14 protein-coding genes are annotated in these 14417 nt (G+C 56.2%); 5 read left to right on the forward strand and 9 right to left on the reverse strand.

What is annotated here, in order from left to right; translation table 11 throughout:
- The first annotated feature begins 69 nt into the window (after positions 1–69).
- Positions 70–876: a dienelactone hydrolase family protein gene (locus KGP24_RS22290; RefSeq protein WP_223561823.1), complete on the forward strand. Its 807-nt coding sequence runs from the start codon at positions 70–72 to the stop codon at positions 874–876.
- A 48-nt stretch (positions 877–924) separates the two neighbouring features.
- Here the strand turns inward: KGP24_RS22290 and metE are convergent, their stop codons facing one another.
- Complete coding sequence (gene metE / locus KGP24_RS22295; protein WP_223561824.1) at positions 925–3186, reverse strand: 5-methyltetrahydropteroyltriglutamate--homocysteine S-methyltransferase; 2262 nt, start codon at positions 3184–3186, stop codon at positions 925–927.
- A 116-nt stretch (positions 3187–3302) separates the two neighbouring features.
- Between metE and metR the strand changes: the two genes are divergently transcribed.
- Positions 3303–4256 (forward strand): HTH-type transcriptional regulator MetR, encoded by a 954-nt coding sequence (gene metR / locus KGP24_RS22300; protein ID WP_194401840.1) that lies wholly within the window; start codon positions 3303–3305, stop codon positions 4254–4256.
- Here metR and KGP24_RS22305 read toward each other — a convergent pair.
- The 5 genes from KGP24_RS22305 to pldB all read right to left on the reverse strand — a co-directional run bounded on the left by KGP24_RS22305 (position 4144) and on the right by pldB (position 8616).
- Positions 4144–5043 carry a carboxylate/amino acid/amine transporter gene (locus tag KGP24_RS22305; protein ID WP_223561825.1) on the reverse strand — a complete coding sequence of 300 codons (900 nt, stop codon included), beginning with the start codon at positions 5041–5043 and terminating at the stop codon, positions 4144–4146. The two genes, metR and KGP24_RS22305, sit on opposite strands and share 113 nt — an antisense overlap.
- 212 nt (positions 5044–5255) lie before the next feature.
- A complete protein-coding gene (locus tag KGP24_RS22310) occupies positions 5256–5528 on the reverse strand; it encodes a hypothetical protein (protein ID WP_223561826.1) in 273 nt (90 codons plus the stop codon).
- Positions 5528–6538, reverse strand: a complete 1011-nt coding sequence (locus KGP24_RS22315) for a DUF4258 domain-containing protein (RefSeq protein ID WP_223561827.1) — start codon at positions 6536–6538, stop codon at positions 5528–5530. The genes KGP24_RS22310 and KGP24_RS22315 overlap by 1 nt, the downstream gene beginning before the upstream one ends.
- Positions 6539–6791: 253 nt before the next feature.
- Positions 6792–7592 carry a sugar/pyridoxal phosphate phosphatase YigL gene (gene yigL, locus KGP24_RS22320; protein WP_223561828.1) on the reverse strand — a complete coding sequence of 267 codons (801 nt, stop codon included), beginning with the start codon at positions 7590–7592 and terminating at the stop codon, positions 6792–6794.
- A gap of 31 nt (positions 7593–7623) precedes the next feature.
- Entirely contained in the window at positions 7624–8616 is a 993-nt protein-coding gene (gene pldB, locus KGP24_RS22325) for a lysophospholipase L2 (RefSeq protein WP_223561829.1), read from the reverse strand.
- Between the two features lie 110 nt (positions 8617–8726).
- Between pldB and rhtB the strand changes: the two genes are divergently transcribed.
- A complete protein-coding gene (rhtB, locus tag KGP24_RS22330; protein ID WP_008501533.1) occupies positions 8727–9347 on the forward strand; it encodes a homoserine/homoserine lactone efflux protein in 621 nt (206 codons plus the stop codon).
- Here rhtB and rhtC read toward each other — a convergent pair.
- The 3 genes from rhtC to pldA all read right to left on the reverse strand — a co-directional run bounded on the left by rhtC (position 9344) and on the right by pldA (position 12815).
- Positions 9344–9964, reverse strand: a complete 621-nt coding sequence (gene rhtC, locus KGP24_RS22335) for a threonine export protein RhtC (RefSeq protein WP_010426287.1) — start codon at positions 9962–9964, stop codon at positions 9344–9346. The two genes, rhtB and rhtC, sit on opposite strands and share 4 nt — an antisense overlap.
- A 61-nt stretch (positions 9965–10025) precedes the next feature.
- Entirely contained in the window at positions 10026–11855 is a 1830-nt protein-coding gene (gene recQ / locus KGP24_RS22340) for an ATP-dependent DNA helicase RecQ (protein ID WP_029741834.1), read from the reverse strand.
- Positions 11856–11945: 90 nt separating this feature from the next.
- Positions 11946–12815: a phospholipase A gene (gene pldA / locus KGP24_RS22345; protein WP_023333803.1), complete on the reverse strand. Its 870-nt coding sequence runs from the start codon at positions 12813–12815 to the stop codon at positions 11946–11948.
- Between the two features lie 163 nt (positions 12816–12978).
- Between pldA and yigI the strand changes: the two genes are divergently transcribed.
- Positions 12979–13446, forward strand: a complete 468-nt coding sequence (gene yigI, locus KGP24_RS22350) for an acyl-CoA thioesterase YigI (RefSeq protein WP_008501538.1) — start codon at positions 12979–12981, stop codon at positions 13444–13446.
- Positions 13447–13497: 51 nt separating this feature from the next.
- A complete protein-coding gene (gene rarD, locus KGP24_RS22355) occupies positions 13498–14394 on the forward strand; it encodes an EamA family transporter RarD (RefSeq protein ID WP_194401844.1) in 897 nt (298 codons plus the stop codon).
- Positions 14395–14417: the final 23 nt, after the last annotated feature.

A 14417-nucleotide genomic window follows, 5' to 3' on the forward strand; every position in this document is an offset into this window, starting at 1 on the left:
AGGCACTGTGAGTTGTTAACCTGGTGTCTATATTTACCTTTGCGCTAACTGATTGGTACGGAGAATGCCATGACTGAAAGAACCGGTTTTGCACCTGCTGCGGCCCCCCATGCTTCAACCATCGTGTCGACGCCAGAAGCGGCAATTACCGCAGGTGAGACCTCTATTCCCTCGCAGGGGGAGAATATGCCTGCTTATCACGCGCGGCCAAAATCGGCAGAGGGTCCGCTACCCATCGTGATTGTGATTCAGGAGATATTTGGTGTTCACGAACACATTCGCGACCTCTGCCGCCGGCTGGCGCTGGAAGGGTATCTGGCCGTTGCCCCAGAGCTCTACTTCCGTCAGGGCGATCCGAACGACTACAGCGATATTCCCACACTGCTCAGCAACCTGGTCAGCAAAGTCCCGGACGCGCAGGTGCTGGCCGATCTCGACCACGTCGCCAGCTGGGCGGCGCGCAACGGGGGCGATCCGCATCGTCTGCTGGTCACCGGTTTCTGCTGGGGTGGACGCATTAGCTGGCTGTATGCCGCGCATAACCCGCAGCTTAAAGCCGCTGTCGCCTGGTACGGCAAACTGGTGGGTGATAAAACGCTGAATTCACCGAAACATCCGGTCGATATCGCAACCGAGTTAAACGCCCCCGTGTTAGGGCTTTACGGCGGTCAGGACACCGGTATTTCACTGGATTCGGTAGACACCATGCGCCATGCGCTGCGTTCGGCAAATGCGAAGGCGGAGATTGTGGTCTACCCGGATGCCGGGCATGCGTTTAACGCCGATTATCGTCCGAGCTATCACGCAGAATCGGCTAAAGATGGCTGGCAGCGTATGCTGGCGTGGTTTAGCCAGTACGGCGGTAAGAAGGCGTAATAGCAAAATGCCGGGTAAGCGTTAGTGCCACCCGGCAATACAGCACCGCTACGCCTGACGCAAATTCTGCGCCGCCTTCACCATGTTCGCCAGCGCCGCGCGCGTCTCCGGCCAGCCGCGGGTTTTCAGTCCGCAGTCCGGGTTCACCCACAGACGCTCCGCCGGAATGCGCTGGGCCGCTTTTTTCAGCAGGGCTTCAATCCACTCCACGCTCGGCACGTTAGGGGAGTGAATGTCGTACACGCCCGGCCCGATTTCATTCGGGTACTCAAACTCTTCGAACGACTCCAGCAGCTCCATGTCTGAACGCGAGGTCTCGATGGTGATCACGTCGGCATCCAGGGCGGCAATCGAATCCATAATGTCGTTAAATTCGCAGTAACACATGTGGGTGTGGATCTGGGTGTCGTCCTTCGCCACCGCGGCGCTGATGCGGAACGCCTCCACGCCCCACTGCAGGTAGGCATCCCAGTCGCTGCGGCGCAGCGGCAGACCTTCGCGCAGGGCTGGTTCGTCAATCTGGATAATGCCAATACCTGCCGCTTCCAGATCCGCCACTTCATCACGCAGCGCCAGGGCAATCTGTTTGGCGATGGTTTCACGGGTCACGTCTTCACGCGGGAATGACCAGCAGAGAATGGTCACCGGACCGGTCAGCATCCCTTTCACCGGCTTGTCGGTCAGGGACTGCGCGTATTTCGCCCACTCCACGGTGATCGCTTCCGGACGGCTGACGTCACCGATCACTACCGGCGGCTTCACGCAGCGGGAGCCATAGCTCTGTACCCAGCCGTTCTGGGTAAAGACAAAGCCGTCCAGGTGCTCACCGAAGTATTCCACCATGTCGTTACGCTCGGCCTCGCCGTGCACCAGCACGTCCAGCCCCAGGCGTTCCTGCTCGATAATCGCCTGCTTGATGTGTTCCGCGATGCCGGTGCGGTAGTGATTCGCATCCAGATTCCCCTTTTTGAAGTCCAGACGCAGGCCGCGGATTTCAGTGGTCTGCGGGAAGGAACCGATAGTGGTGGTTGGCCACGCGGGCAGGTTGAAGCGGGCGCGCTGGGCTTCGGCACGCACTTCATACGGGCTCTGGCGCTGGCTGTCCTGGGCGGTGATAGCTGCCAGACGTTTTTCCACCGCAGGGTTGTGCACGCGCGCCGAGTGACGACGCGCCTGGATCGGTGCGCTCCATTCGCTAATCGCCGCCGTGTCGCCGCTGTTCAGCGCATCGCGCAGCAGCGTCAGCTCTTCACATTTTTGCAGGGCGAAGGCAAACCAGTTTTTCACCTCGGCATCCAGGCGAGTCTCCACGCTAAGATCGATCGGGCTGTGCAGCAGGGAACAGGAAGAGGCCACCCACAGCTCACGTTTGCCGACGATGTCCTTAATCTGAGCATATTTCTCGGTCAGATCGGCGCGCCAGACGTTACGACCGTTAATCAGACCGGCGGAGAGCAGCCAGTCTGCGGGCAGGCGCTTGTGCAGCTCCGCCACATCATCTTTACCGTGTACACAGTCAACGTGCAGACCCTGCACCGGCAGCGCGGAAATGGTGCTCAGGTTAGGCGTCACGCCTTCAAAATAGGTCGTCAGCAGGAGTTTTACCTGACCAGTGAGCGCGTCATACGCCGGTTTGAAGGCATCGAGCCAGGCCTGGGGCAGTTCGAGCACCAGCGCTGGCTCGTCGATTTGCACCCACTGAATGCCGCGCTTGCCCAGCTCAATCAGCACCTGTTTATAGACCGGCAGAATATCCTTCAGCAGGCTGAGCCGGTCAAACGGCTCGCCTTTTACTTTGCCCAGCCACAGATAGGTTACCGGCCCAAGCAACACGGGTTTCACCTGGTGGCCCAGCGCCAGCGCTTCGTCCACCTCGTCCAGAAGCTGCGTCCAGGTCAGCCTGAACTGCTGGCCTTTGACGAACTCCGGCACCATATAGTGATAGTTGGTGTTAAACCACTTGGTCATTTCCGCCGCTGCCGCTGGCTCACCCGTTGGCGCACGGCCACGGCCTATGCGGAACAGAGTATCGATATCTACCGATCCATCTTTGTTCTGATGACGAGCCGGCACGTTGCCAAGCAGCAGGCTTGTCGTCAGAACATGGTCGTACCAGGCGAAATCGCCCACCGGCAGCAGGTCAATGCCCGCCTGTTTTTGCTGATCCCAGTGGCGGGCGCGCAGCTCGCGTCCTACCGCCAGCAGTTCTTCACGGGTGGCGTTACCCGCCCAGTAGCTTTCTTGCGCTTTTTTCAGCTCGCGACGCAGGCCAACGCGAGGGAAACCGAGAGTGTGATTGCGGATTGTCATGGTATACCCCTTGTAGAAATTCGTTATTTAGACGTCCAGATGTTTACACTTCTATAATTGGCAGGTACTGTATATTCCTCAAGCGCAAAATGTTCATGGCGAAGTGAAGGACTTTCATGATCGAGATTAAACACCTGAAAACGCTACAAGCGTTGCGGAACTGCGGTTCGCTCGCGGCGGCTGCGGCCACGCTGCACCAAACCCAGTCCGCCCTTTCTCACCAGTTCAGCGATCTGGAACAACGCCTCGGCTTCCGTCTTTTTGTGCGCAAGAGCCAGCCGCTACGCTTTACGCCGCAGGGTGAAATTCTTCTTCAGCTGGCGAATCAGGTGCTGCCGCAGATCGCCAGCGCGCTGCAGGCGTGTAACGAACCGCAGCAGACCAGGCTGCGTATCGCCATCGAGTGCCACAGCTGTATTCAGTGGCTTACCCCCGCGCTTGAGAACTTCCGCCAGAAGTGGCCGCAGGTAGAGATGGACTTCAAATCCGGCGTGACGTTCGACCCGCAGCCGTCGCTGCAGCAGGGCGAGCTGGATCTGGTCATGACCTCTGACATCCTGCCGCGCAGCGGCCTGCACTATTCGCCGATGTTTGATTATGAAGTACGCCTGGTGCTGGCGCCGGACCACCCGCTAGCCGCCAAAACGCGCATCACGCCGGAAGACCTGGCGACAGAAACGCTGCTGATTTATCCGGTCCAGCGCAGCCGCCTGGATATCTGGCGCCACTTCCTGCAGCCTGCGGGCATCAGCCCACAGCTGAAAAGCGTGGATAACACGCTGCTGCTGATTCAGATGGTGGCGGCCAGAATGGGTATCGCGGCGCTGCCGCACTGGGTGGTGGAGAGTTTTGAACGCCAGGGTCTGGTGGTGACCAAAACCCTGGGTGAAGGACTGTGGAGCCGGCTGTACGCCGCCGTGCGCGATGGCGAGCAGCGTCAGCCGATTACGGAGGCGTTTATTCGCTCAGCGCGGAACCACGCGTGCGACCATCTTCCGTTTGTGCGGAGCGCGGAGCGACCCATCGGCGATGGACCCACAGCGAAGCCAGGATCACCGCTCCCCCAATAAGGAAGCTCGGCCAGTGCGGCTGTTGCTGCCAGATAGCGAGGTTGACCAGCAGCCCTGCCGGGACATGCACGTTGTTCATGATCCCCAGCGTACCGGCGTCTACCTGCGTAGCGCCGTAGTTCCACATGAAGTATCCCAACCCTGACGCCACTACGCCCAGCCAGACCAGAACCCCCCACTGCGCGGTGGTGGTCGGCAGTTTTTGCGGGTTACCGAGCATAAACCACGCCGCCACCGCGACAATCGCGGCGCCCATATAGAACCACGCAAACGCGTTATGCTGCGGCATCGGACGGGTTTCCATCAGGCGTTTGTAGCCCACCATACCGATGGCAAAACTGATGTTGGCGAGCTGGACGAACATCAGCCCGGTCCAGAAGTGATCGCTGACTTTGTCATAGCGAATAATCGCCGCGCCGATCACCGCCAGCGCCGCGCTCAGCAGGTATCCCCAGCGCAGACGGCGTCTGCTGAGCAGGTCGTAAATCAGCGTAATATAGAGCGGCGTCAGAACGGTAAAGAGCAGGAATTCGGAGACGGACAGGTAGACGTAGGCCCGGAAGCTGAACAGATACATGATGCCGAGCTGCATCGCCCCCACCAGCATATAAAGCACAATCGTTTTCAGCGATTGCCCGCGCGTGCGTAGAAACGGCAGGAACACCAGCGCCGCCAGCCCCACGCGTATCAGCACCGAGAAGTAGCTGTCGACCGAACCGGCAAGGTATTCGCCAATCAGGCTAAAGGAGAAGGCCCACAGGATAGTGGTGATAATGAGTAGCGCCACAATGCTTGTCTCTCAGAAAGAAGGAGAGGCATTGTAGCGGACTATCAGGTTGACAACTGAGTCATAATTAGCCAGTCGTTGCATTATGAACATTATAGGGCTCTGTTTTTCCGGCGCAGACCCGCATCAGGTGTGATGCCGATCGGTCCATAGTATCAATTTAACACGGCCTGTGTGGATAACAGGCGTTATGGTAAATATGCTTGATTTTGTTATGACGGATCCGCTGGGACAGAGACCGATGCAAGCCTTTCTGCAATTGCTTGCTCTGTAGCTCCATCTGCGTCAAGGCACATGGAGTCAGTTATGAATCGAAGGTAATGTTGAATCTCAATGGCACTTTTCCCTTCCGCAATAAGTTCGCAGATTGGTTCTATATACGCGTCATATTCGTCATTAGCTTCTTCAAACTCACCGATCCCAATTGGGTCCCACTCATTTAATAGTATGGATTTAACGGCATCGTGCAGCATTTCATTGTTCATTATTTAGGTGCTCCTGGTATGACGGTAACAATGTTTCCTGTCTTTGAATTGACGATTACGCGGAGATTATTAATTGAGTCGTAGTACCCCGTTGTTCCCGCTTTTGTCGAAAACAGATCGCCTGTGCTAAGTGCATTTTCTATCGCTGAAGGCGGTACACCTCTTCCTTGCATGCGGTCAATCGCATGGGCTGAGTAGCTGAAATCACCAATAATAGTTGGGGGATTTGCTCCTATCGTATTCATAGGATTACCCATTCGACCTGTAGGTAAGTATGCACCAGAATCGCCTTTCGATATTTTTGTTAGTGCTTCCATCTCACTTAGGCTCCCTAAACGACCAATTCCGAGGCCAGCGGCGACAGACGTACCAGCGATGATAAGCCCTTTATTGTCCATAACCTGATCGTAGCCCGCTGGCGCATCGCCGCCGAGTTGCTGTGTGGTCTGATGAAAACCTTCGATATTACCGTTGTAGATGCCTCCAGCAGCCAGAAGTCTCCCTGCAGCTTTACTGTTGATTGTTTTGGCTACCTGAGCGTGCTGCACGGGTTCACCGGAAGAGCGATATTTCTCAGTTGGTGCGGGTTTTCTGCCGTTCTGATTATTAATGACTATCTGATATGCCCTCTGAAAGTCACTGATAACCCAACAGAAAGGGTCTGCGTTATCAAAAATGAGCTGACTGTCGGCATCGATGTGAAAAGGATTTAGGGTGTTATCCCAGTATTCATCTGTGTCCAGACCAATTATCCAGCCTTCCATCAGGTTCATTTCCAGATCGTCATAAACCGGGTCGTATACTGAACGATCTGCCCGAGTGTAAGGTTTGTCTTTTGGAATACTCAGTTCTCTGGGGACCTCACCTAATGGCGGATATGTGTAATTACTGTAGTCCAGATCATAACTTACCGTCGCTTTTTCCAGTGCTGCTTCCGGTGTCAGGATGTGCTGGAAATCTTCGGGAGACAGCTCCCGCTCCAGTTCCCACAGCGTGTAAAGTCTGAGCATTAAACGTCCCTTTTATCCATTCTATTTGCATGGACTTTCCTCTCTTTTTGTTTGTTAATCAAACAATCAATACAAGCATAATGCCCCATGATGAGTGCATCAAAACATGGGAGTGGAGCGTTCAGTGTCAGGCCGTTCGGTTTTGATTCTTATTGTGTGAATGTCGCACTAGAGCGACGCAGAGCAGAGGCACTGAGAGCGTCTACCGATACGGGGCACAGGGGGAGGTTCCCCTGTGCCACCCAATAACCCATTATTCAAGGAACAGTTTGCGCAGATACTTAGGCACCGCGTTGTCTGCGTTGGTGCCGATCACTTCCAGCTCAGGGTGCAGATCTTTCAGACGCTGGTGCGCGTTTTCCATGATGCAACCCTTGCCTGCCATAGAAAGCATCTCGGCGTCGTTCATGCCGTCACCGAAGGCGATACAGTCTTTCAGCCCGAAGCCCAGACGTTTCGCGACCGCTTCCAGCGCGTGGCCTTTGGAGACGCCACCCGCCATCACTTCCAGACAGGTCAGGGTCGAGAAGCTCACGTTGACGCGATCGCCCCAGCGGGCGTTGATCGCCTGTTCCAGCGGGAGCAGCTCTTCGTGGCTGTCGCAGGTGAAGAACACCTTGCTGATCCCTTCCGGCTCCAGCAGGCCCGGCTCGTAAAGGGAGTAGTTAAACACCGCTTCCTTGAAGAAACGCATTTCATCCGGTCGGTGGCGGTTCATAAACCAGTCGTCGTCGCGGTAAACGTTCGTGACGATAGCCGGGTTGTTATGCACCACGCCGAACAGATCGGAGGCGATATCGCGATCCAGATTGTGGGTAAAGATCAGGTTGCCGTCGGTATCATGCACGCGCGCACCGTTGGAGGTGATCATGTACGATTTGATCTCAAGATTATCGCGGATCTGCCCCACGTCCACGTGGTGGCGGCCGGTGGCGAACACAAAGTTCACGCCACGGGCAGTCAGGAGTTTTAAGGTCTCTTTCGCGTAAGGCGACAGGGTGTGGTCGGGGAAAAGCAGCGTGCCATCTAAATCAGATGCAACAACCTGGTACATAGGGATTTCAACCTCTGGTGGAAAACAAGAATCAATTATGCCTGTTGAAAAATTCAACAATGGCGTTGAGCGCGACTGAGCGCATAGCGTCCTTTTCAAAAAGGATCTCATGGAACGCGCCGTTAATGACCAGCGGTTTACCCCCTTCACAAGGGTGACCGGTTGCAGCGCGCAGTTCACAATAGCGGACATGCATGCGGTTATCCACCACACGCTCTTCTTCCGCCTGAATCAGAAGCGTCGGCGTGTCATCATTGCCTACGCCCGCCAGCACCTGCTCACCGGCCATAATACCCTCCCGCACCCAGTGCCAGGTCGGGCCGCCGACGCGCAAGCGCGGTTCATCGGCATAAAAGCGCAGGTTGCGGCGATAACGCTGCCGGCTGTGGGTTAAGACGTTGATGGCGAACGGCAGCGCGCGCCAGCGTCCTGTGCCTATGGCGTAACCTTCACGAATGCGCTGATGGCCCTCAGCCCAGTCGAGAAGATGACGCACCATCCAGTCAGGAAAACGGATGACGATACCGTACATCGGCGCGGTAAGCGCAATAGCGTCGCACTGGTGCGCGTAACGCTGCAAAAACAGCGTCGAAATGGCGCCGCCCATCGAGTGCGCAAGGATATAACGTTTGCGCCAGGGACCGGGCTGAACGTCCTGCTGCCAGAACGCGGCAAAATCGTCGACGTAATCGCTGAAGCGATCGACGTGCCCACGGTGCGTGTCCGGTAGCATACGTCCGGACAGCCCCTGCCCACGATGGTCGATGATCAGGACATCGAACCCCATATGGACCAGGTCATAGGCAAGCTCGGCGTATTTAACGTAGCTTTCAATACGCCCAGGGCAGACCACAATCACCCGGTCATTTTTTTCATTTCGGAAACGAACGAAACGCACCGGGATGCCCCCGACGCCCGTAAACTCATCTTCCTCACGCTGCCGCCAGAAATCGGTCAGCGGCCCCATAGAGAAAGCAGCAAAAGCGTTTTCTCGTGTTTCCCAGTCCTTTTTCTGCTGAAACATTGGGTTTCCACTCACGTAATCCAGGGAATATCGTTTTTTTCGTCACCGGTCACAAAATGACTCAATAATAGCGTATTGTGGCATAAAAATAGACGGTTCGGGAGTTTCAAATGACCTTCGAATGGTGGTTCGCCTACCTGCTGACATCCATTATCCTCAGCCTTTCTCCGGGTTCGGGTGCTATTAACACCATGACTACCTCCATCAACCACGGCTATCGCGGTGCGGCGGCGTCGATTGCCGGTTTACAGACCGGGCTGGGCATTCATATTGTGCTGGTCGGGATTGGTCTGGGAACGCTGTTCTCCCGCTCCGTGCTGGCCTTTGAGGTGTTGAAATGGGCCGGGGCAGCGTATCTGATTTGGCTCGGCATCCAGCAGTGGCGCGCGGCAGGCTCCATCAACCTCAATACGCTCGCTCAGACGCAAAACCGCGGCCATCTGTTTAAGCGCGCGGTGTTCGTCAACCTGACCAACCCGAAGAGCATCGTTTTCCTCGCCGCGCTGTTCCCGCAGTTTATCGTGCCGCACCAGCCGCAGGTGATGCAGTACGTGGTGCTGGGCGCGACTACCATTATTGTCGATATCATCGTGATGATTGGTTACGCGACGCTGGCGCAGCGAATTGCGGCGTGGATTAAAGGGCCTAAGCAGATGAAGGCCCTGAATAAAGTCTTTGGCTCACTGTTTATGCTGGTTGGCGCGCTGCTTGCGTCAGCGCGTCATGCTTAGCGAGAAATGATGAGATGAATGCCGAAGCCGGCGAACAGCGCGCCGGCGAAGCCGTCAATCCACTTCGCGATACGCTGGTAGCCGCGGCGCATCGCCGGTAAGGCGAACAGGCTGGCTACGATGGTAAACCAGGCAAAGGTTTCAACGACGATCAGCAGGAAGATGCCCCAGCGTGCGCCCGCACCGACGCTATCGCCAACAAACAGCGAGAACACCGATCCGAAATAGATAATCGCTTTTGGGTTCGCCAGATTAGTCAGCAGCCCTTTTACAAAGCTGCGGCCGCCCGTTGCCAGCTCTACTTTTGGCTCCTCCGGTTTTTTCTCTTCTTTCTTCAGCGCCCCGCGCAGCATCTGGTAGCCCATCCAGCACAGGTAAAGCCCGCCGCCGACCATAATGATGTTATGCAGCCAGGCCATCTTCGCCAGGATAAGGTTAAGACCGAGCAGCGCAACGGCCGCCCAGACCATAACGCCCATAGTGATACCGAGCACGCCCATCATCGCCTCCTTGCGGGAGCGGCTGACGGCCGTTTGTGATACGAAGAAAAAGTCCGGGCCGGGGCTCATCAGCGCAACGATGTGCACTAACGCCACGGTGAGAAATAGCATTAACATAATTCGCTCGCGGGGAAATAATTCAGTGAGTCATCATCCTGGCACTTTTTTGCCCGGCTGACTACTCTTCATCATCACCATCGGCGTGAGAGCGGATGAGCGCCATAAACTCTTTACCGAAGCGCTCCAGCTTGCGTGTTCCCACGCCGTTGACGCTGAGCATCTCGCTGGCGCTGAGCGGCATCTGCTCGGCCATCTCAATCAGCGTCGCGTCGTTGAACACCACGTAAGGCGGGATGTTTTCTTCGTCGGCGATGGCTTTACGCAGCTTGCGCAATTTGGCGAACAGCTTGCGGTCGTAGTTGCCGCCGTAGGATTTCTGCATCACGCGTGGCTTCAGGGCGATGACGCGCGGTACGGCGAGCTTGAGTTCAACGTCACCGCGCAGGACCGGACGCGCCGCTTCTGTCAGCTGTAGTGCGGAATGCTGGGCAATGTTCTGCGTGGCAAAGCCGAGGTGAATGAGCTGGCGAATGATACTCACCCAGTGCTCGTGGCTCTGCTCCTTGCCAATACCGTAGACCGGCAGCTTGTCATGCCCCATATCGCGGATACGCTGGTTATTCGCGCCGCGCAGCACTTCCACCACGTAGCCCATCCCGAAGCGTTGATTCACACGGTAAATGGTCGAGAGCGCCTTACGCGCGTCCATCAGGCCATCGTACTGCTTTGGCGGATCGAGGCAGATATCGCAGTTTCCGCACGGCTCCTGTCGCCCTTCACCAAAGTAGTTGAGCAGAACCAGACGACGGCAGGTTTGCGCTTCGGCAAACGCCCCCATCGCGTTGAGCTTGTGGCGCTCGATATCCTGCAGCTGTCCCTGCGGCTTCTCTTCCAGACAGCGGCGCAGCCACGCCATATCGGCCGGATCGTAAAACAGCATCGCTTCCGCAGGCAGGCCGTCACGCCCGGCACGGCCGGTTTCCTGATAGTAGGATTCGATATTGCGCGGGATGTCGAAATGCACCACAAAGCGCACGTTTGGCTTGTTGATGCCCATCCCGAACGCCACCGTCGCCACCACAATTTGCAGGTCATCACGCTGGAATTTCTCCTGCACGTCGGCGCGGATGTGGTTCTCTAATCCGGCGTGATACGCGGCGGCGCTAAAGCCGCGGTTTTGCAGACGCGCGGCGGTGTCTTCGACCTTCGCACGACTGTTGCAGTAGATGATACCGGACTTGCCGCGCTGCTCCTGCACGTAGCGCAGGAGCTGATCCAGCGGCTTGAACTTTTCCATCAGCATATAGCGGATGTTTGGGCGGTCGAAGCTGCTGACCTGAATATAGGGGTCGTTCAGCCCGAGCAGGCGAACGATATCCAGCCGCGTGGTGTCATCCGCCGTGGCGGTAAGCGCCATAAACGGCAGTTCAGGGAAGCGCTGGCGCAGCTGGCCGAGGGCAGCGTATTCCGGGCGGAAATCGTGTCCCCACTGGGAAATACAGTGCGCTTCATCCACCGCCAGCAGCACCGGGTTCCAGTGCGCAAGGTGATCGAGGAAGTTATCCAGCATCAGGCGTTCCGGCGCGATATAGAGCAGGCGGATCTGCCCGGTGCGGCACCCGGCCATCACCTCTTGCTGCTGCTCCCGGGTTTGCGTGGAGTTAAGACAGGCCGCCGCCACGCCGTTGGCGAGCAGCTGATCAACCTGGTCTTTCATCAGCGAAATGAGCGGAGATACCACGACCGTCAGGCCGTTCAGCACCAGCGCGGGCACCTGATAGCAGAGGGATTTCCCGCCGCCGGTCGGCATCACCACCAGGCAATCACGACCTTCCAGCACCGTTTCAATGATGGTTTCCTGGCCAGGGCGGAACTGCTGGTAGCCAAAGGTTTCATGCAAAACCTGTTTAGCCAGCGACTCCTGATTCAATACTTCCGCCTGCGCCACATTAACCCCATATGCGAAAAATAAAACAGGCGCTATTTTCAGCGCCTGAGAGAGAAACTTCAACGTTTAACGCAAAAACATTCGAACAGCCTAGAGAATATCGTTCAGCATCACGCCCACGCCGACGCGGGTCTGGTTGAAGTTATAATCGATAAGCGACTCGCCGTAACCGCTGTAGACCTGAGTATAGATACGGACATGCTTCGTCATTGGATAGCTCAAGCCCACTTCCGCACCACCGTAGCCGGTGTTCCAGTTGTACTGGCCTTTGGCGCTGAGCACGGCATCCCCTAACTGATAGCCGACTTTGAGCTGGTAGTAGCCCATATATTTGGTGATATCCGGGTTGTCATCAGTTTCGCCCACCACATACCACGGCTTCACCTCAACCATCCAGTTACCGTTCTGCGCCATCAGACGCGTATAGGCGCGGTTCCAGCTGCGCGAGGTAGGGTCAGAGCGACCGTTGGAATCGTGGTTAAAGCCCACTTCGACGTCACGCAGCGTCCAGCCCGCAAACTCATAATCTGTTGCAAAACCGAGGAACAGCTGCGGCTCATAGTTGGTTTCGCGGAACGGTGAGGACTCTCCGCTGTTAGAGAGCTGCCACCAGGATTTCTGCGTGTAAGACGCCCCGAGCACCGAGTTCGGCCCCAGAATACCGCGCCAGAACGGGAACGCGAGGCTGAGCTGGAACTTCACCTCATCTTTACGCGCATTATCAGACCAGTTATAGGAGCTTATCGCCTCTTTGTTGAGATCGCTGGTCTGGGTGTAAATCACATAGTTGGTATCATAAGGATAGAGCGTGAACGGATTGTCATGCTCCTGAAGAAGGTTCGCGATAATGCTACCGTGAACGGCAGGTTTATCATGCACCTCTTTAATCGTCGCTTCCTGCGCATATGCTGTGAGGGGCAGCGCAACCGCCGCCAGTAACCAGGCCAGATACGTCCGCATCGGTGGTGTTCTCCTGCAAAAGAGTAAAATTACCTGAATAGTTATGTGGCGGACATTCTACAGACTTCTGCGACAACTGCTGCATCCTCGTTTCTGAAAGTGGAATTCCTTGTTGTCGAGGCATAAAATCAACATTTCATTAACAATAAGGATGTGATGCCTCATGTCAGCCATGCTTACCGCCGAAGAAGTATTAAAACTCGTGGGCGAGATTTTTGTTTACCATATGCCGTTTAACCGCGCGCTTGGACTGGAGCTGGAGCGTTACGAGAAAGACTTTGCCCAGCTGAGCTTCAACAACCAGCCGATGATGGTGGGTAACTGGGCGCAAAGTATTTTGCACGGCGGCGTGATTGCCTCCGCGCTGGACGTGGCGGCAGGTCTGGTCTGCGTGGGCAGTACGCTGACCCGCCATGACACCATCAACGAAGACGAACTGCGGCAGCGTCTGGCGCGCATGGGCACCATTGATTTGCGCGTCGACTATCTTCGCCCGGGGCGCGGGAATCGCTTTACCTGTACAAGCAGCCTGCTGCGCGCGGGGAATAAAGTTGCCGTAGCGCGCGTTGAATTACACAACGAAGAACAGGTCTATATTGCCAGCGCAACCGCCACTTATATGGTGGGTTGATACGGCAAAATCGGGTAAAATTAATTCACTTTTTTGTAACGGATTTTCCCGATGGATGCTAAACAGACGCGGCAGGGCGTTTTACTCGCCCTTGCCGCTTATTTTATTTGGGGTATAGCCCCGGCGTATTTCAAACTTATCGCCTACGTTCCGGCCGATGAGATCCTGACTCACCGCGTTATCTGGTCATTCTTTTTTATGATCGCGCTAATGAGCCTCAGCCGTCAGTGGTCGGGCGTCAAAACGCTGTTTAAAACCCCTAAAAAGATCTTCCTGCTGGCGCTCTCAGCGGTGCTGATTGGCGGCAACTGGCTGCTGTTTATCTGGGCGGTGAATAACCATCACATGCTCGAAGCGAGCCTGGGGTACTTCATTAACCCGCTGGTGAACATCGTGCTGGGGATGATTTTCCTCGGTGAGCGCTTCCGCCGGATGCAGTGGGTGGCGGTGATTCTGGCCTTCTGCGGCGTACTGGTGCAGCTCTGGACCTTCGGCTCGCTGCCGATTATTGCCCTCGGTCTGGCGTTCAGCTTTGCGTTCTACGGTCTGGTGCGTAAGAAGATTGCGGTGGAAGCGCAGACGGGGATGCTGTTTGAAACCCTGTGGCTGCTGCCCGTGGCGGCGATTTATCTCTTCGGCATCGCCGACAGCGCCACCAGCCATATGGGCAGCAACCCGTGGTCGCTGAATCTGATGCTGATGGCGGCGGGCGTGGTAACCACTATTCCTCTGCTGTGCTTCACCGGTGCAGCGACGCGTCTGCGTCTCTCCACGCTGGGCTTCTTCCAGTACATTGGTCCGACGCTGATGTTCCTGCTGGCGGTGGTGTTTTACGGTGAGGTGCCGGGGGCGGATAAAATGGTGACGTTCGCTTTTATCTGGGTGGCGCTGGCGATTTTCGTCGCCGACGCAATTTATACCCAACGCAGGGTGCGCAAAGGGTTGTGATGTTTCCCTCACCCTAACCCTCT

Origin of the sequence: Enterobacter sp. JBIWA008 (assembly GCF_019968765.1) — a bacterium.
GTDB lineage: Bacteria > Pseudomonadota > Gammaproteobacteria > Enterobacterales > Enterobacteriaceae > Enterobacter.